Below are 17,568 nucleotides of genomic sequence, written 5' to 3'. Positions count from 1 at the left end.
AAACTCATCCCCCAGAAAGATACCTGTTTCGGTCCCCCCGGACTCTGTCTTCTGGAAAGAATTCAGCTACTTCTTGTTTCTAATGCCATTTCACTTGTGACAACTTAACTACCAAACTGTCTTCTGTATCGTCAGAAAGACCCTCTGTTTTCCATAAAACATTGTTTCTCAACACAAAGGTTATCTGTTGACCTGCCTTATATGTATAACATTGAAGAATTAAATCTTAAGCTCCTTTCCGAGCTACGCACAATTGCCAATGAGTTTGGAATTAGCGACGCCAGTAAATTTCAAAAGAAAGAACTGATTTATAAGATATTAGACCAACAGGCACGTATGCCGGTACCTGATGAACCGACGCAGCCGGCCGATGCAGAAGCAGGCCCCCGCCGTACGCGCCGGACTCGTACAAACGCTTCAGAATCATCTGCCGCAACACCTGTTGCCTCCGCTGCATCAGCGTCTGAAACACCCGCTGCACCCGCTCCGTCTGCCGCTCCTGTGGTTGAACAGCGTCCCCGCCAACGCACTCGCCGTGAGCCAACTAACCGCAGTACAGAAGGGACTGCGCCGGAAGCCGGTAAGCCTACCGAAGAAGTTGTATCAGGAACGCCGCCATCGGAACCAGCCGCTCCTGTGGCTGAAAAGAAAGAAACGCCTGCCCCGGTAGCACCGGAAACGCAGGAACGCCGCCAGTCTGAACGCAACCAGGATGAACGCCCGCGCCGTGAGCTGACCCGTAACGAAGCCCGTCAGCTTCGGGAAAACCGCTTACGGGCTGAAAATCCGCAGGCCTACGAGCAACGCGTTGCGTATGAAAGAAATCGCCAGCAAAACAAACCGGAAGGCCCTGAACGTCAGGAACGTCCGCGCCGTGAAAACTTTCGCGACCGCCGGTCGCCGGTTACGGACGAATCAGCCTTGAATCTGACAAATGATCAGGAGGAGGACTTCGTAACAGCCGTACCGGTTGACGTACCGGCACAACCTGTAGCCGAATTTGTACAGGCACCTGACAACCTTCAGGCAGAAGCTCCGGTATCGTTTACAGATGCACCGGTAGAAGCCGAACGTCAGCAGCCGCAACCAAACCAGCCAGCCATTCCGGCGCCTTCGCGTGAGTCGATTGAATATCAGAACCGCGTTCGCCGTCAGTATAATCAGCATATCCGCGAGTTCGACGGCATTATCGAAAACGAAGGCGTTCTCGAAATTATGTCTGATGGCGGCTATGGTTTCCTCCGCTCTGCAGATTATAACTATCTGGCGAGCCCGGATGACATTTACGTCTCTCCGTCGCAGATTAAACTGTTTGGTCTGAAAACCGGTGATACCGTTCGTGGTCAGATCCGCCCGCCTAAAGAAGGCGAAAAATACTTTGCCCTGCTTCGTGTATCAACGGTAAACGGCAAAACAACCGACGAAATCCGAGACCGGATTCCGTTCGAATACCTGACTCCGCTCTTCCCGGAAGAGCAGATTAAACTCAGCACCCGTCCGGATATTCTGTCAACGCGTATTCTGGATCTTTTTGCGCCGATCGGTAAAGGCCAGCGGGGTATGATTGTGGCACAGCCTAAAACCGGTAAAACTGTGTTACTGAAAGAGATCGCTAACGCCATTACCAAAAATCATCCGGAAATTTATCTGATCATCCTGCTGATCGATGAACGCCCGGAAGAGGTTACCGACATGGCCCGGAGCGTGAACGCCGAGGTTATTTCGTCGACGTTCGACGAACAGGCCGACCGTCATGTGAAGGTAGCCAGCATGGTACTCGAAAAAGCAAAACGTATGGTTGAGTGCGGTCACGATGTCGTAATCCTGCTTGACTCGATCACGCGTCTGGCCCGTGCTTACAATACCGTCGTTCCGTCGTCCGGTAAAATCCTGTCGGGTGGTGTGGATGCGAATGCGCTGCACAAACCTAAACGCTTCTTCGGAGCCGCCCGTAACGTAGAAAACGGGGGGTCACTGACCATCATTGCCACGGCTCTGATTGATACCGGCTCTAAAATGGATGAGGTTATCTTTGAAGAATTCAAAGGTACCGGCAACATGGAACTCCAGCTTGACCGTCGCCTGGCCAACAAACGGGTATTCCCGTCTGTGGATGTGTTGACATCGGGTACCCGTCGCGAAGATTTGTTGATCGACCGCGAGACGTTACAGCGTATCTGGATTCTGCGCAAACACATGGCCGATATGAATCCACTCGAGACAATGGACTTCCTTCTCGACCGTCTGAAAGGCACCCGTAACAACGAAGAGTTCCTGATTTCTATGAATCGTTAAAATAGCGGATCACATTATCCGTACATAAAAAAAGGAGTGGCGTAAGCGTCACTCCTTTTTTTGTGCCTACCCATCTCTAATTGTTCCCTGTACGTAAGTAAAAAACTGATTTCCTTGAATTTATAGTTTGTACCTGTAAATTTGGAATGACTTTTGCAAGACAACTATACTCTACAGAACTCATAGCCTTATAGTAGCATTCAGGCCCTAAACCCCTGAAAACATTATGTTTACAAACAAAACGCCCTGGATAATCCTGCTGATTATCTGGATTGCCGGTTCAACCTGGTGGCATGTCTGTCATATTAAACAGCTTTGTATAGAAGAAGCCGGTCCTGTTCAGGTAGCTTCCGTAAACTTGTCGGCCGGACTGGTTATAGCCGATGGCGGCCGTTTACGCCTTGCCTTAACGGAAGATTTTGGCTTTGCCAAATCAGACCCTATCGCAAACCGCCGGAATATTGATATCAGTATGGATTCGCTGGCGCTTTATCTGCTCAATAACCCTGAACGTCACCTGACGATCACCGGCTTTTATAAACCGGGGGAAATCAATAACACTTCGGCAACAAACCTTGGAATTGCACGGGCTGAAAATATCAAGGAATATCTGATGCAAAAGGGGGTTCCGCTAAGCTCGATTACCATTGTCGGTAAAGAAAAGGAAGATCTGGCCATGAGCACAGCCGGCGATTCGGTGGTGGGTGGCATTCAGTTTGATTTTACGGCTGTAGTCCCTAAAGTGGATTCGGCTGCCCTGGCCGCATCAACAGTGGCAGCAGCGGCCAGTACAAGTATGGAGGCAGCAGCAGCTCTTTCGGCCAGCACCACTGCGCCGGAAACCGTGACGGCAATGACAGAAGAAGATCTGGCCAAATCACAGAGATACGCTTCTATTTTTGAGCCGATTGACTTGTACTTCCCCAAAGGCCAGTCAGAGTACATCAAAACTGATGAAACCAAAAAGTTCTTTAAGGCCGCAATCCGGTATCTGAAGGAAAACCCCGGTAAACAATTGCGGCTAACCGGTTTTACCGACGATCAGGGGCCCGATGATATCAACTTAAACTTATCAAAAAAACGGGCTGAGTTTGTGAAAATGCGCCTGAATAAAGTCGGCGTACCAGGGAATCAGGTTTTGGTTGAAGCGAAAGGAGAAGCAAATCCTAAAATGCCGAATACAACCGAAATTGGCCGTAAAGCCAACCGGCGGGTAACAGTAGTAGTCATTAAATAAAACTATTTCAAGCAAATACGTATATGTTCACTCTTAATCCACACAATCTGGCTGATGCCCTGATACAACACAGTATTATGCTGTTTGTAGCGGCGGTAATTGGCTTCATGATTGGGTATATCTCACAAAAAAGTACCATCCGTCAGCTGGAAGGTGAACTGGCTGGTACTGAACGGGAGCTTGATTTATGCGTGCGCGGAACAGGCTTACCGACAAACATCGGCCTTGATGAGACAGCTGTGCTTACCCGTATCCGAGCGCGGGCATCTGAGCTGAATTTTGAGCGGATTGGCCGCGCTTCATCACTCGAAGCGGATGATTTAAAGGCGATTAACGGCATTGGTCCGTTTCTGGAACGAAAACTGAACGCTATTGGCATATACACCTTTCAACAGGTAGCCAATTTTTCAAAACAGGACATTGACAAGATTAACGAAATCATTGAGTTTTTCCCGGGTCGTATCGATCGCGACAACTGGGTAGGTCAAGCCTTTGATTTGTGCAAACGTAAGAATTAACCCAATGCCATAACCTTTACCCGTATGTTTGGATTAGATCCCCTTAGTCGTCCGGTTGCTATTATTGAAATAGTACTGCTGCTCTTCCTGGCAGCCTTTGTGGGCTGGGTCATTGCCCGTCTGATCATGAATGCCAGAATTAAAGCCCTGCAGGGGGAGATTGCCGATAAGGAAGCCTCCCTTGCCGAATGCCGCCGCGCAAAATCTCCCTCGGTTACGACAACTGTTACGGCACCAGCGCCTTCGATTCCTGCGGGAGAAGCCCAAAGTCCGCTTCCTGTTACGGCCAAAGTGGTTTCCCAAACCATTATGCTGCCTAGTCAGAAAGTGATCGGTGATCCTTCCGGCGCGCGGTCAACGGAAATTCCTGCTACGAAGACTACGCCGGAAACAGCAAAACCGGCCGTTCCCGAACCAATATCAGCCACTCCGGTGACTCCCCCTCCGACCGGCAACTCAGAATCCGCCATTCTGGCCAGAATTGCCTTGCGGGCATCCGAACTGAATTTCGACCGTATTGGCCACGCCAACCCACAGGAGGCCGATGATCTGAAGGCGATTAATGGCGTAGGTCCCTTTCTGGAACGTAAATTACACAGCCTCGGTATCTATACCTTCCGGCAGATTGCCAACTTCACGAAAGAAGATATCAGGAAAGTTAACGAAATCATTGAGTTTTTTCCCGGCCGTATTGAGGGTGATGATTGGGTCGGACAGGCAAAAGCTTTTTTTGAATTTAAAACGCGCTAACCTCGCCGGCAAAGCCCATTGCTACGGTTATGCAGCCTCTTTCAATAGTTGATCCACCAAACGCGGCAATCCTGTCGACGCTGGTTCAGTAATAAAGGTTACGTTTTTCCGGTTGCGGATATCCGGCGTATTCGGGTCAACGACATAAACCGGAACCCCGGGCCGAACGGCATAAACCAGTCCGGCAGCAGGATACACTGCCAGCGATGTACCGACAACAAGCAGGATATCGGCCTCTTCCGTAAGGTCCATGGCCACATCCATCATCGGAACGGCCTCGCCAAACCACACAATATGCGGCCGGAGTTGCGATCCGCGCTCACAACGATCCCCCATTTTAATTTCCCAGCCGTCTATATCGTACACCAGCGACGGGTCATACGTACTTCTGGCTTTGGTCAGTTCGCCATGCAGGTGAAGCACATTGGCCGAACCGGCTTTTTCGTGCAGGTTATCCACGTTCTGGGTGATGACCGTTACGGCATAACCACGTTCCAGACTGACCAGTGCCCGATGTCCGGGGTTAGGTTCGGCGGCTAGTGCCTGCTTCCGGCGCAGGTTATAAAACTCCTGTACCAGGGCCGGATTTTTGCGCCAGGCTTCGGGAGTTGCCACATCTTCAATCCGGTAATTTTCCCACAAGCCGTTTGAATCACGGAAGGTTGCCAGTCCGCTTTCGGCGCTGATGCCCGCGCCGGATAACACTACGATCTTTTTCCGGTTTTCCATTGTTTCAATTGCCAGCATTCAGCCGGCAATATACCAGTGTTATCGAAAACAGAAAGCGTTTTTTTAGCACATAGCCCCGTGGCTATGTGCTAAATTCTTTATGCACTCTTAGAATCCGGCAGAATCGTCGGCGCTTGGCCCGTAGCTACCCGGAATCGGAATATCGAGCAGGCGCAGGTAAACGCCCAGCTGTGCGCGGTGGTGTGTCGTCTGGCTGAACGCATGGCGGATGGTCTCTCCTTTGGTCATCTGTGCCAACACGTTGTCGCCATGACGCATCTCCCAGGGCAGATCGAGTTGTTCTTCCGTAACAGTGGCTAGTGTCTGCCGGCCTGATGCGGCCTCCTTTTCGAAAATCGCCAGTAATTCTTCGGTATTAGTAACGGGTGCGGGTGCGTATGGATGGGCCGCAAAATCCAGGACATCGGTATCAACAGCCATGGTGATCCAGCCCGGAATCTCAGCAACGTGTGTCGCCAGCTGGCGCATGGTCATGCTTTTTGGGTGTGGCTGCCAATCCAGTTTTTCAGCAGGGACGAGAGCAAGAAATTTGCGGGTGGTAGCGGCCTCAGCCTCAAACTCGTTCCGGAACATCGGGATGATTTTCATACTTATCTTTGTTGTTTTTACAAAGGTACCCCACCCTTGTGACAGCCCTATGTCAGCAGGATTGACGTTTTTTTTATTATTTTCTCCATAAATAAATCTGAAATAACCCGTCCTGTATTCAGCCGGGTACCGCTCGTTCTTTAACTTAGCATCCAACTAAACACAAAGGCCCTTTAACTCCATGAAAACACTTCGTTTGCTCCCGTTTCTGCTGCTGGCACTCGCGGCCTGCCAAAGCAAACCCAACCAGGCAACGGAAACCAAACCGGCCGTTGTCAAAGATGACAGCGCAGCGGCCCTGGCCAAAAAGCCGGGACCCGAAGATCCGCGCTCCGCGGCCGACCGGCTGGTTAGGGCGCTTTACTTTGAGCACAACAAAACCGACAATCCGTTCCGCGAAAAGAACCGCGAACTGATTGAGCAGTATTTTGCCAAACCACTGGCTGACCAAATCCGGCAAAAAGCCGATGCGCTGAAAACGGGCAAGAAAAACCCGCTCTTTAACGCACCAGACAAAGGCATTACCAAAACATGGGTTAATCCGGCAGCCGTTGGCGGGACCCGGGCCATTGTTTATGTAACGTTTCAGGACAGCGGTAAAGACCAGGAAATTAAGATTGATTTACAGCAGTTTGCCGGTCGCTGGCGGATTACCGAGATGACCTATCCGGACGGTAAAACGCTGACACAGGCCGTTCAGTAGTGCTTGTAAAACGGAATGGTATTCCGTTGCGCTTACCTTATATACCCGGGATGTACTATCTTGCCGGACCTAACGGAATCCCATTCCGTTGTACATGAGCCTACATAAACGTGAAGGATTATCAACCAGAACTCAGAACCGTCGGTGTGACGCGCTATGTCACGCCCCTGCGCGAAGGCGGATCACTGCCTGCTATTGCTGAAGCCGACGATGACTTTTTATACGTACTGAAGTTTCGCGGGGCCGGTCAGGGGGCCAAAGCGCTTATTGCCGAAATCATCGGCGGTGAGCTGGCCCGTCTCCTCGGTTTCCGGATTCCGGAAATTGTGTTTGCCAATCTCGACCCCGCCTTTGGCCGCACCGAGCCCGACGAAGAAATTCAGGATTTGCTCAAAGCCAGCGTTGGCCTTAACCTGGCGGTGCATTACCTCTCGGGCGCCATTACATTCGACCCCATCGTTAATTCGGTCGACCCGCTGCTGGCGTCGCAGATTGTGTGGCTCGACTGCCTGATTACTAATGTCGACCGCACAGCCCGTAACACCAACATGCTGATCTGGCACAAAGAGCTGTGGCTGATTGATCACGGGGCATCCCTGTATTTTCACCATACCGGCGGCGACTGGAAAGAGCACAGCCTCCGGCCGTTCGGACAGATAAAAGACCACGTTCTGCTACCCAAAGCCTCGGAGCTGGAAGCCATTGATGCCCGGTTCAAAGCCATTCTGACGCCCGACCGCATTCAGGCTATTGTGGCCCTGCTGCCCGACGAATGGCTGCTGGCCGACCCCAATGTTGAGTCGGCCGAGAGCCAGCGACAAATTTATGCCCAGTTTTTAGATTCACGGATTGCCCATTCCGACGTATTTGTTAATGCCGCGCAGTATGCCCGAAAGACACTTATTTGAGTATGCCGTTATTCGCGTCGTTCCGCGCGTCGAACGCGAAGAGTTTATCAATGTCGGTGTGATTTTGTTTTGCCCGTCACAGGGTTTTCTAAAGACGATTTATACGGTGCCCGAAGACCGGTTGCGGGCGTTTTCACCGTCACTGGATCTGGACGAGCTACGGTCCCGCCTCCAGGCGTTTGAACGGGTCTGCGCGGGTCGCTCACAAGGCGGACCAATCGGGCAACTGGCCATTGCTTCGCGGTTCCGGTGGCTGACGGCCATGCGCAGTACGGTGGTGCAAACCTCAGCCGTTCACCCCGGTCTTTGCACCGACCCGGCCGAAACGACCAACCGGTTATTTGACCAATTGGTCGGTTGACGTTTCTGCGTCCATCTGCGACTCTTTTTCGGTGTCGCGCATGCGGAGGCTGACCCATAGCGAGATGGCGGCACAGGCCGTCAGGTACCAGTAGAACCACGTGGCATGCCCCATTTGCTTGAAGAGTAAGGCCACATACTCGGCCGTTCCGCCAAACAGGGCAACGGCCAGGGCATAGGGTAAACTAACCCCCAGCGAGCGTACATTGGCCGGAAACAACTCCGCTTTGATAATGGCCGAAATAGACGTACACATGCTCAGAATCAGCAACGCCAGCGTGATCAGCAGCGTTGCAACCCAGAAATTGTGCGTTTCACCCAGCACCATCAGAATCGGAATGCTTGTGGTCACGCTCAGGACGCCGTAAATGATCATCATGCGCTTACGGCCGATCCGGTCGCCGAGTGCCCCCATAAACGGCTGGGCAATCATAAAGACAATCAGGGAAATAACGGCAATGGTGGTGGCATCGCTCTTGCTGAAACCGGCTGTATTGACCAGAAACTTCTGCATGTAGGTTGAAAAGGTGTAATAGGCAACTGTCAGGCCCAGCGTAATACCCACAACCAGCCGTGTTTCGCTGCTGTACTTCACCAGCTCCTGCAACGTACCTTTCCGGCTGTCATCAACCTTTTCCTGTTTAAATGATTCGGTTTCTTCGATGCCACGGCGCAGGTAAATGGCCGAAAGGGCCAGCAAGGCCCCGATCCCGAACGGAATGCGCCACCCCCATGCGGTCAGTTCGTCGGGTGTCAGCAGCCAGCGTTGCAGGATCATCAGCACCGCCAGCGCAACAAGCTGGCCCATGGTTGTCGTTACGTATTGAAAGCTGGAGTAAAACCCGCGCAGGTGTTTAGGGGCCATTTCGCTCAGGTAGGTTGCCGCCGTACCATACTCCCCGCCGATGCTGATGCCCTGAATCATTCGTGCCAATACGAGAATGACCGGTGCCATCAGCCCGATCCGGTCATAACCCGGCACCAGCATAATCATCAGCGACCCGCCGCTCATCAGGAGCACCGACAGCGTCAGGGCCGATTTACGTCCGCGCCGGTCGGCATAGGCTCCCATGATCCAGCCACCGACGGGGCGCATCAGAAAACCAATAGCAAAAATACCGGCCGTGTTGAGCAGCTGGGCCGTTTCGTTGCTTTGCGGAAAGAACGTACCGGCGAAATAGAGCGAGAAAACGGAATAAGCATACCAGTCATACCATTCGACCAGGTTGCCGATTGACCCTCCCAAAATGGATTTTAGCTGAAAGCGGTTTGCTGATGGTGTCTCAGGTTGTGTCATATAGTACATGGGTAACGAATCTGTCCTAATGTACAATGATCAGAGCGGATTATCCAATACACATTCATTCACTGTAATTTTCCGGAAAACAACCGATGTATTTCCATTGAATAAATAACATGTATCAATATATTATTTTAATACGTCTAAAGTAATGGCAACATCATATTGCCTCATTATCCTTTAACCAGAACAGGAAGATTTCAACCATGGTAAAAAAAAGCAGTCTTGAGCAAGTTATCTTTAGTCTGACAATCTTTTTCACCAGCAGTATTGTTTACTTTTTCGCATATAATGCTGTCGATTGTACAGGGGGCAAAGATAACTATACAGAGGTAAGCATAATTGATAAGCAATGTCAGGATATCTGGCCAAATGACACCCTCTCACTTGAAAAACGACTACCTGCTGGCCACGGGCCTACCCGGCAAGTAATACAGCCCTATTTTCATGCCGCTAAATATCTTTTGCATATACGGGATGCATCCGGTTATCGCATTGCATATGTTGACGAAAATCAGTTCAGGCACTACCGGATTGGTGACCGTGCTAAACTCCGGTCCCGTATTGGTAAGTCAGGCTGTAAGTGCTCGGAAACCGTTTTGTAACCCCACTATTTTTTATAAAGGGTTATGACCGCACTCTCTTCACCCGGCTAGTCTTCCAGCTCAGCTTCGGGCTACCTTTTCAACTGGCTTTGGCAAAAAATACACCAATGACAGACAAAAGTATACTAATAACACAAGAAACGTTGTGATGCCAACCATGCAGCCTTTATTCTTGATTTTTATTCCTAGCGGCCGCCCCATAAGCGTCTACAATGTCAATTATTCCGATGATGTGCAATAAAGGTACCAGGAATTACACAGACAATTAACAACAGGAAAAGTGCCAGGAATACGTCAGTAGCATCAACCGGCGCTCCGCCAGATACCAGAATGATATTCAGGTGGTTCAGATAGCTTTAATCGGTTTGTGTGTATCTGCCGAACATAAAAATTTCCACGAAAAATACAACATAATACTACTTCCCAAAACCAAAAGAGCCCCTGTCCGAAGAACAGGGGCTCTTTACGGGATGTTAGTGGCTGGATACCGGACACTGATACCCGATGGTGGATGATGGATATTGAAGGCTAGTAATAGTGTCAAGTATTGTTCAAATCATCCAGCATCCGGAACCATCCAGACCGCTTAGTAACTCGGATTCTGCACCAGATAACCCGGCAGGTTCGACGCACCGTCGATGGCCGTTTGCGGAATCGGGAAAATACGTTTTTGCGGGTTCGTGTCGGTTTTCTCCGTCCAGGTGCCTTCATATTTACCGAAACGGACCATGTCCGTACGGCGCACCATTTCCCAGTACAGCTCAAACCCGCGCTCGCGGAACAACAGGTCGAGGCTCATGCTCGTCAGGGCCGGGGCAGGGTTGGTCCGGGCAGCACGAATCAGGTTTACATCCGCCAGAGCCGAGGCCGCATCGTTGCTCTTGCGCAGTTTGGCCTCTGCCCGCATCAGGTATACGTCGGCCAGGCGGACAATCGGAATATCGACATCACCCAGGTTACGGCCCGACTGCGATTTCGGACTGAATTCGTACTTCAACACCCGGTAGCCGGTGCTGTAGTCGCTGCCGGCTACGGTGTAGTTGATGGCTTCAGTAAATACCACCGGTGTTGTCGGGCGGTTACGGGTCACGTTGAACAGCTTCCCGACCTTGTAATTATTGCCACACCGTACAAACGCGCCGTTTACGCGGATCAGGCCGTATTGCTGCCCGCGCAGGATACCACGGTTATACACGAAATCAGCCGCCGCCACGCAGGAGTCAGCCGGAATATTCATGTTTTGCTTATAAAAACGCGGATCGGTTCCGGCCGGATCTTTCGGTGCATAGGCGTTCACCCATGTGCGGTAAAAATCAGGCGTAATCCCGGGGCCATCTGTCCCGTTAGCGCCCGTAAATGCAGGCAGCGGGAACTGATCACCCGACAGCGAGAAATAAGCCAGACGGTTATGACCGTTTAGTTCAGCACGCTGATCAACGGCAAATACCAGCTCCTTGTTGTCGTGATTTTCTGCGTTAAATACCGAAAAATAATCCCTCGACAACTGATACTGACCGGCGTTAATAATTTTGTCACTGTACTCCACTACCTTATCCATATCTTCCGGCTTGAACGTAAACGACGTGGCGTAACGGTCTCTGTATACGGCAGCATTCAGATAGAGCCGGGCGAGTAAGCCCCACACCCCGCCTTTTGTCAGACGGCCAGGTCCTACGGTTGTCAGCAAATCCGGTTCTACGGCCAGAAACTCGGTCTTGACATATTCATAGGCTTGTTCGCCGCGCAGGATTTCTGAGATAGCCTGCGGACTCTCTTTTTTGAAGACAACGCCGAACAGGTCCAGCAGCAGCATGTTATAGTATGCCCGCATCCCCCGTGCTTCGGCGATGTACACCTTCGCGTTCGGGTCGTTGTTGGTAGGCAGGGCACTGATTGCCGTGATAGCACGCGAAATTCCCTGCGTCAGTAACAACCAGGTACTCCGGAGGTTCGGGTCCGTACTGGTATGCGTGTGCTGGTGAAGCGCAATATAGATCCCGTTATCGCCCCAGTCCGTTCCGCCACGATAGGGCAAAATTGCCTCATCGGTCGAAATCTCCTGGGCGGCAAAGTAGTTGGTATGCGTAAAAAGCGTCGGCAACTGCGCATACACCGGCGCCAGGTTACCGTCGGCAGCCTGTTTATCGGTCAGGCCTGTCACCGATGACTCATCGAGTACCTGTTCCTTCAGGTCTGTACAACTGTTTAAGAAAAGCAGGCTTGCCAGAGCGAGCGAGCTGATAAGTATTTTTTTCATGATAAATGCTAGAATGTCAGGTTAACGCCAAATACAAATGAACGGGCTTTCGGATAGCTCAGGTAGTCGATCCCGTAGGAAGAAATACCGTTTACGGTCCGGTCGATGTTTACTTCCGGATCATAGCCATTGTACTTCGTCCATACAAACAGGTTCTGCCCCGTTGCCGACAGGCGGATATTTGATACCCATTTGCCCAGGCCGATCATGCGCGGGCTCAGGTTATAGGCCAGCGTCAGGTTGTTCAGGCGGAAGAACGATCCGTCTTTCAGGAAGCGGGTCGAGACCGGCGCTGAGTTATTGATCGACTCGTTCGGCTCACCTACTGCCGATGCCGGACCGTTCAGGTTTTTCACCAGACGGGCTTTGTAGAAGAACGCGTTGGCGGTGTTATCATAGAGCTTATTGCCGGCCACCCCGTTGAAGTTGGCAGTCAGGTCAAAGCCTTTGAACGAGGCGGTCGTATTGAAGTTGAACTGCTTCGTTGGCAGGGCGCTGCCGGCTGCAATCCGGTCTTTGTCAGTACCACCGATCCCGTCGCCGTCGATATCACGGAATTTGTTAACGCCCTTATCGTCAACGCCCAGGAACTCGCGCAGGTAGAACGTACCGATTGGCTGTCCGTTCACATAGCCGTTTACCGTGGCCGATGTCAGACCAGGGCCCGAAGCCGAACCAGAGGTAATAACGGTATACGGCGAGTTCTGCACCAGGTTTTTGATAAACGTGACGTTACCCCCTACATCCAGCCGGAACCCGCTGTTGCTCACATAGCGGTAATTCAGGTCCAGTTCGACACCCTGGTTGGTAATGGTCATATCGGGTACGTTTGTCCAGTACGTAGCAGCCGGCTGAATCGGGTCGGCGGGGATAACTTCGAGCAGGATTTTACCGGATACTTTCCGGAAATAGTCGAGTGAACCCGTAAGCGCACCTTTGAAGAGGCCGAAATCGAGGCCGACGTCGGTCTGTGTCGATACTTCCCACTGAATATCAGGGTTTGCCAGACGGGTATAAGTAGTACCGGCCGGGAATACCGATGTATTGTCGAGCGGATAGCTGTTGGCGGCTCCGGTACTCGATGTAAACAAGGCCTGGGTAATTTTCGACGGAATCTCCTGGTTACCGGTTTGTCCCCAGCCTAAGCGCAGTTTCAGATCAGAGAACGGGCCCGACTTCAGGAACTCCTCTTCCGACAGACGCCAGCCGGCCGAGAACGACGGGAACACCCCGTATTTGTTGTTAGCCCCGAACTTGCTCGACCCGTCGGCACGAACCGTAGCCGTCAGCAGGTAGCGGTCGTTGAACTGGTAGTTCAGACGGCCGAAGAACGATTGCAGCTCGTTGATGATAGCAAAACCACTTGGCCGGTTGTTAGCCAGCGTCAGGTCCTGACCCAGTCCCGGGTTGTTAATCGGCTCAATCGGCGAGATCGGGAACTTGTTGATGCTCCACGTACGGCCCTGAATCACAAACTTCTGGTAAGAGTGACCCAACAACGCCGTCAGATTGTGTTTGCCAAAGGCTTTTGTGTAGGTAAAGTAGTTCTCTACCAGAATGTTGCGGTTGGTCCCGTAATTGCTTTCCAGACGACCATCCTGCTGCGGTATGGCGCTGGCCAGCGCCTGAAGATCGCGGACAGATGAGGCATTATCGACACCAATGTTCAGCTTGTAAACCAGATCGTTCGTGATTTTGTACGAAGGTGATACACTGGCGACTACGCGGTTGATCGTTGTCTGGTCTTTTTGCAGTTCCAGGGTAATCAGCGGGTTTGTGAAGGCCTGATAGCGGACCGGCACCCCGTTGGCATCATAGGCCGGATAGGTCGGGTTGGCCGACAAGGCAGCTCCGACAATCCCTTCAATCGACGGACGGTTGTTGATCGTCTGCGAGGCGGTCATGTTCACATCCAGCGTCAGGCGGTCGTCCATGAACTTCTGTGACGCGTTGAAACGGCCCGTATAGCGCTTCAGGTCGCTGCCTTTCAGAATACCTTCCTGATTCTGCACCCCTACCGAGCCGTAGAACGTCAGTTTATTGGCACCACCGCTGAACGAGACATTGTGATCCTGGGTAATGCCGGTACGCGAAATAACTTTCTGCCAGTCGGTCGACGCTTTCTGGTCATCGAGTGTACCGCCAACCGCTACCACCTGCTTCCGGAACTCGTCGGCGGAGAACAGCGCAATCGGACGGGCCATATTCGATATACCAATATTCGACGAAATGGTCAGGTTTGATGAACCGGATTTTCCTTTTTTGGTCGTAATCAGAATCACACCGTTGGCGCCCCGTGCCCCGTAAATCGCCGTTGCAGAAGCATCTTTCAGGACATCAATCGATTCAATGTCCTGCGGGTTCAGGAAGTTGAGCGGGTTACCGGCCCCACCCGTACTTGAGTTATCGAGCGGAATACCATCTAACACGAACAGCGGCGTACTACCCGTCCGGACCCCTCCCGGACCACGCACGGTGATATTCTGGCGTCCCCCCGGTTCACCGCTGGCAGATGTCACGTTTACCCCGGCAACGCGGCCCTGCAGCAACTGCTCCGGTGAGTTGACGATTCCACGGTTAAAGTCGGTACTTTTTACCGTCTTCAGCGCACCGGTTGCGTCTTTTTTCGTGGTCGTACCATATCCGATCACGACCACCTGCGCCAGTTCTGAGGTTGATGATTTAAGCGAAATATTCAGCGTTGTACGCGAGCCAACGGCTACCTCCTGCGACTCAAAACCAATGAACCCAAAAACCAGCACGGCCTTGCCATCCGGCACGGCCAATGTGAAGTTCCCGTTTGCATCAGTACTGGTTCCTTTCGATGTTCCTTTGATAACTACATTACAGCCGGCCAATGGCTCGCTGGTCGATGCATCGATAACACGCCCCTTAATAGTGATGTCGGCAACAGCAGCCGTTGCAACCGGTTCGGGACTCATAAACCGGACCGGTTTGTCTGCCCACGCAGGAACACAGTTCCCCGACAGCAACGTAAAAACCAGGCTAAAAGCAAGTTTTAGCGGTGGTGAAGTGTAAACATGTTTCATGAAAAAATAAGAATTGTTTAGTGTCGCAGAATACAAAAGAACATTTAGAATGTCCTATACTATTTGTTAAATATTTTAAAATGATTTCCGACAGGGCTGCAAGTTTATTCCTGCTGCGCTGAGATTCCATATTGGCCCGACAATTTAACGATACCATAACAAACAATCAGTATAGTTACCTAATTTTCAGCCCATTACTATCCATTATCCGGATTTATATTAACTAATTATTAAACAAAAAGCCGCCTGTAGCAAAATTGCTGCCAGACGGCTTTCACATATGCAGATAATCGTTTTTTTACTCCATAACATGCCGGAACTGGTGTTCGGCGGCGTAATCACACAGGGCGGCGAAGTTGGCTTCAAGGTTTGGCTCTTCAACGTCGGGGATCAGATCTTTCAGCTCCGCCATGTCGAACGGATAGTCATCGGCCAGCAGGTACTGGCTTAACTGCGCACCCGCCGTCCGGTAATAAAGCTTCTCCACCGGATTCAGATCGGTCGGGATCTGACTGACAAATTCATAGTTGGTCCAGCCCGCCGCCTGCAACATTCTGGGCACGGCAAAGGTATTCGGCACATATTTGCTATGGACAACATTCAGGTCCTGAATCGGGGTGTCAAGCGCCCGGACGATGACCTTCGCCGCATAATCGACCGGCACCATATTAAGTCCGCCGTTCGGATTGAGGGCAATCCGGACATTCATGTTTCCGTAGGCTTGTTTTGACCGGTAGAAGAACGCGCCGAAGAGGTAGAACACCAGGAACCGATAGACCACATGATACGGTGCATCCATCAGGCGGCCGGCAATGATGCTTGGCCGCAGAATCTGCCAGGCCAGGCCGTATTCTCTGCACAGTTCCGGAATCTCTTCTTCGATCTGCGCCTTGAAAATTTCGTAATAGTTGCGGTATTGCACCATGTTCTGCTCCTTCCACTCCTCCGGCCGGAAGGCAAAAGCAGTGCTGATGTAGCTAACCTTATGGATATATGGCCGCAGCATTTTAATCAGCCGCAGCGTTCCGTAGTAGTTCGTTTGTTTAATTTCTTCACAGGCGGCCGCGCTCGTTCCCAGATTAACCGATGCCGCACAGTGGATCAGGTGCCAGGTCCCCTCCTCCGATTGAAAACAGGCATCCAGCGCTTCGGCCGTTGTCATGTCGTAGTCCTGTAACTGCACATGGTCTTTCTGAATCCGTTCCAGATCAATTTCCTGCATAAACACCGGCATCAGCGCCGGATTGAGCAAATCCCGGAAGCGTGCCTCAATCGACTTACCTTGTTTCGGTCTGAGTAGCAGAATCAGCTTACCCTGATAGCCACAGGCGTGAATTTTCCAGAGTAGTTCGTACAAAATATGTGACCCTAAAACACCCGTTGATCCGGTAAGAATAAAAAAAGGTTTGCCTGAACGTTTCATGAGCTATTGACTACAAAGTTTCGCACACGGTATCACGCTGAGATCCCAAGCGTTTGTCTGCGTGTTACCGATGTGACAAAGTTTATGCTTTGCCCATAGATTTCTTTTGACATTTATCAAAATCAGAAACCTGCTATTCTCTTTTTGCACGAATCCGGCTCAGCGTTTCCTGCGACACCCCCAGAAACGAAGCAATATGCCCTAACGACGCTCTCCGCAAAATCTGCGGGTGTTTACGGATCAGTTCATAATAGCGTTCTGTGGCGGTCTTAAACTGAAAGGAAAGCGTACGCTCTTCCAGCTCAATAAAATACTGTTCGGCCAGCAAGCGCCCGACAAGGTTGAATTCCGGGTACTTTTCCAGTAAATCGTTCAACTGGCCGAAGGTGAAACCGTTAACAACGCTGTCTTCCAGTATTTCAATGCTGGTATAGCTCGGCTTACCGGTGGCATACGAATAGAGCGAAGTCAGAATGTCGCCCTCAAAGGCAAACCACAGGCTCACATCTTTACCCTCATGGTTATAATACCCACGGGCAAATCCTTTCTCCAGCAAGTAAAAATGCTGGCAGACGTTTCCCTGTTCAAGCAGCAGGTAGCCTTTGGGTAACTCCTTCCGTGTAATCATTGACGCCAGCGCCATCTGCCCCTCAAGGCTGATCGGCGGCGCCTGTTTCAGTCGTGCAAATAGTTCGATCAAGACGTTTCAGGTTGATTATGGAGCAAGTTACAGGTATACCGGATAAAATGGGTACGGGATGTTACCGGATACTGGATAAACTACACCAGTATCCGGTATCCAGAACCCGGAATATCCCGTATCT

Annotated in this window: 14 protein-coding genes; 7 read left to right on the top strand and 7 right to left on the bottom strand. The window is 51.3% G+C overall.

Annotated features, from left to right (window positions below):
• The first annotated feature begins 201 nt into the window (after nucleotides 1–201).
• From rho to BLX24_RS19515, 4 genes are all read left to right on the top strand, one after another.
• Nucleotides 202–2,295 (top strand): transcription termination factor Rho, encoded by a 2,094-nt coding sequence (rho, locus tag BLX24_RS19530; RefSeq protein ID WP_071504879.1) that lies wholly within the window; start codon nucleotides 202–204, stop codon nucleotides 2,293–2,295.
• A gap of 226 nt (nucleotides 2,296–2,521) precedes the next feature.
• Nucleotides 2,522–3,532, top strand: coding sequence for an OmpA family protein (locus tag BLX24_RS19525; RefSeq protein ID WP_071504878.1), 1,011 nt, complete (start codon nucleotides 2,522–2,524; stop codon nucleotides 3,530–3,532).
• Between the two features lie 23 nt (nucleotides 3,533–3,555).
• Complete coding sequence (locus BLX24_RS19520; protein WP_071504877.1) at nucleotides 3,556–4,050, top strand: helix-hairpin-helix domain-containing protein; 495 nt, start codon at nucleotides 3,556–3,558, stop codon at nucleotides 4,048–4,050.
• 24 nt (nucleotides 4,051–4,074) lie between these two features.
• Complete coding sequence (locus tag BLX24_RS19515; RefSeq protein WP_071504876.1) at nucleotides 4,075–4,800, top strand: helix-hairpin-helix domain-containing protein; 726 nt, start codon at nucleotides 4,075–4,077, stop codon at nucleotides 4,798–4,800.
• A gap of 27 nt (nucleotides 4,801–4,827) precedes the next feature.
• Here the strand turns inward: BLX24_RS19515 and BLX24_RS19510 are convergent, their stop codons facing one another.
• Both BLX24_RS19510 and BLX24_RS19505 read right to left on the bottom strand, forming a co-directional pair.
• Complete coding sequence (locus BLX24_RS19510) at nucleotides 4,828–5,529, bottom strand: SIR2 family NAD-dependent protein deacylase (RefSeq protein WP_071504973.1); 702 nt, start codon at nucleotides 5,527–5,529, stop codon at nucleotides 4,828–4,830.
• A gap of 108 nt (nucleotides 5,530–5,637) precedes the next feature.
• A complete protein-coding gene (locus BLX24_RS19505; protein WP_071504972.1) occupies nucleotides 5,638–6,138 on the bottom strand; it encodes a DinB family protein in 501 nt (166 codons plus the stop codon).
• A 181-nt stretch (nucleotides 6,139–6,319) separates the two neighbouring features.
• Here BLX24_RS19505 and BLX24_RS19500 point away from each other — a divergent pair, with 181 nt between their 5' ends.
• From BLX24_RS19500 to BLX24_RS19490, 3 genes are all read left to right on the top strand, one after another.
• Entirely contained in the window at nucleotides 6,320–6,841 is a 522-nt protein-coding gene (locus BLX24_RS19500; protein WP_071504875.1) for a hypothetical protein, read from the top strand.
• Between the two features lie 110 nt (nucleotides 6,842–6,951).
• Complete coding sequence (locus tag BLX24_RS19495; RefSeq protein WP_071504874.1) at nucleotides 6,952–7,749, top strand: HipA family kinase; 798 nt, start codon at nucleotides 6,952–6,954, stop codon at nucleotides 7,747–7,749.
• The gene (locus BLX24_RS19490) at nucleotides 7,727–8,110 is read left to right on the top strand and encodes a DUF3037 domain-containing protein (RefSeq protein WP_071504873.1); all 384 of its coding nucleotides are present in this window, start codon (nucleotides 7,727–7,729) and stop codon (nucleotides 8,108–8,110) included. Before BLX24_RS19495 ends, BLX24_RS19490 begins: the two co-directional genes overlap by 23 nt.
• Here the strand turns inward: BLX24_RS19490 and BLX24_RS19485 are convergent.
• The 5 genes from BLX24_RS19485 to BLX24_RS19460 form a co-directional block, all read right to left on the bottom strand.
• Nucleotides 8,087–9,406: an MFS transporter gene (locus BLX24_RS19485; RefSeq protein WP_071504971.1), complete on the bottom strand. Its 1,320-nt coding sequence runs from the start codon at nucleotides 9,404–9,406 to the stop codon at nucleotides 8,087–8,089. The two genes, BLX24_RS19490 and BLX24_RS19485, sit on opposite strands and share 24 nt — an antisense overlap.
• Nucleotides 9,407–10,600: 1,194 nt before the next feature.
• Complete coding sequence (locus tag BLX24_RS19475) at nucleotides 10,601–12,271, bottom strand: RagB/SusD family nutrient uptake outer membrane protein (RefSeq protein ID WP_071504871.1); 1,671 nt, start codon at nucleotides 12,269–12,271, stop codon at nucleotides 10,601–10,603.
• A gap of 8 nt (nucleotides 12,272–12,279) precedes the next feature.
• Complete coding sequence (locus BLX24_RS19470) at nucleotides 12,280–15,213, bottom strand: SusC/RagA family TonB-linked outer membrane protein (RefSeq protein ID WP_071504970.1); 2,934 nt, start codon at nucleotides 15,211–15,213, stop codon at nucleotides 12,280–12,282.
• A 406-nt stretch (nucleotides 15,214–15,619) separates the two neighbouring features.
• Nucleotides 15,620–16,744, bottom strand: a complete 1,125-nt coding sequence (locus BLX24_RS19465; RefSeq protein ID WP_071504870.1) for an SDR family oxidoreductase — start codon at nucleotides 16,742–16,744, stop codon at nucleotides 15,620–15,622.
• A 133-nt stretch (nucleotides 16,745–16,877) separates the two neighbouring features.
• The gene (locus BLX24_RS19460; protein WP_071504869.1) at nucleotides 16,878–17,444 is read right to left on the bottom strand and encodes a Crp/Fnr family transcriptional regulator; all 567 of its coding nucleotides are present in this window, start codon (nucleotides 17,442–17,444) and stop codon (nucleotides 16,878–16,880) included.
• Between the last annotated feature and the right edge of the window lie 124 nt (nucleotides 17,445–17,568).

This window comes from Arsenicibacter rosenii (assembly GCF_001870735.1).
GTDB classification, from domain to species: domain Bacteria; phylum Bacteroidota; class Bacteroidia; order Cytophagales; family Spirosomataceae; genus Arsenicibacter; species Arsenicibacter rosenii.
This window is presented reverse-complemented; position numbering and strand designations above follow the sequence as displayed.

Bases quoted from the DNA above. Each gene is read 5' to 3' on its own strand.
- rho (WP_071504879.1), top strand. From the start codon at position 202: ATGTATAACATTGAAGAATTAAATCTTAAGCTCCTTTCCGAGCTACGC.
- BLX24_RS19525 (WP_071504878.1), top strand. From the start codon at position 2,522: ATGTTTACAAACAAAACGCCCTGGATAATCCTGCTGATTATCTGGATT.
- BLX24_RS19520 (WP_071504877.1), top strand. From the start codon at position 3,556: ATGTTCACTCTTAATCCACACAATCTGGCTGATGCCCTGATACAACAC.
- BLX24_RS19515 (WP_071504876.1), top strand. From the start codon at position 4,075: ATGTTTGGATTAGATCCCCTTAGTCGTCCGGTTGCTATTATTGAAATA.
- BLX24_RS19510 (WP_071504973.1), bottom strand. From the start codon at position 5,529: ATGGAAAACCGGAAAAAGATCGTAGTGTTATCCGGCGCGGGCATCAGC.
- BLX24_RS19505 (WP_071504972.1), bottom strand. From the start codon at position 6,138: ATGAAAATCATCCCGATGTTCCGGAACGAGTTTGAGGCTGAGGCCGCT.
- BLX24_RS19500 (WP_071504875.1), top strand. From the start codon at position 6,320: ATGAAAACACTTCGTTTGCTCCCGTTTCTGCTGCTGGCACTCGCGGCC.
- BLX24_RS19490 (WP_071504873.1), top strand. From the start codon at position 7,727: ATGCCCGAAAGACACTTATTTGAGTATGCCGTTATTCGCGTCGTTCCG.
- BLX24_RS19485 (WP_071504971.1), bottom strand. From the start codon at position 9,406: ATGACACAACCTGAGACACCATCAGCAAACCGCTTTCAGCTAAAATCC.
- BLX24_RS19475 (WP_071504871.1), bottom strand. From the start codon at position 12,271: ATGAAAAAAATACTTATCAGCTCGCTCGCTCTGGCAAGCCTGCTTTTC.
- BLX24_RS19470 (WP_071504970.1), bottom strand. From the start codon at position 15,213: ATGAGTCCCGAACCGGTTGCAACGGCTGCTGTTGCCGACATCACTATT.
- BLX24_RS19465 (WP_071504870.1), bottom strand. From the start codon at position 16,744: ATGAAACGTTCAGGCAAACCTTTTTTTATTCTTACCGGATCAACGGGT.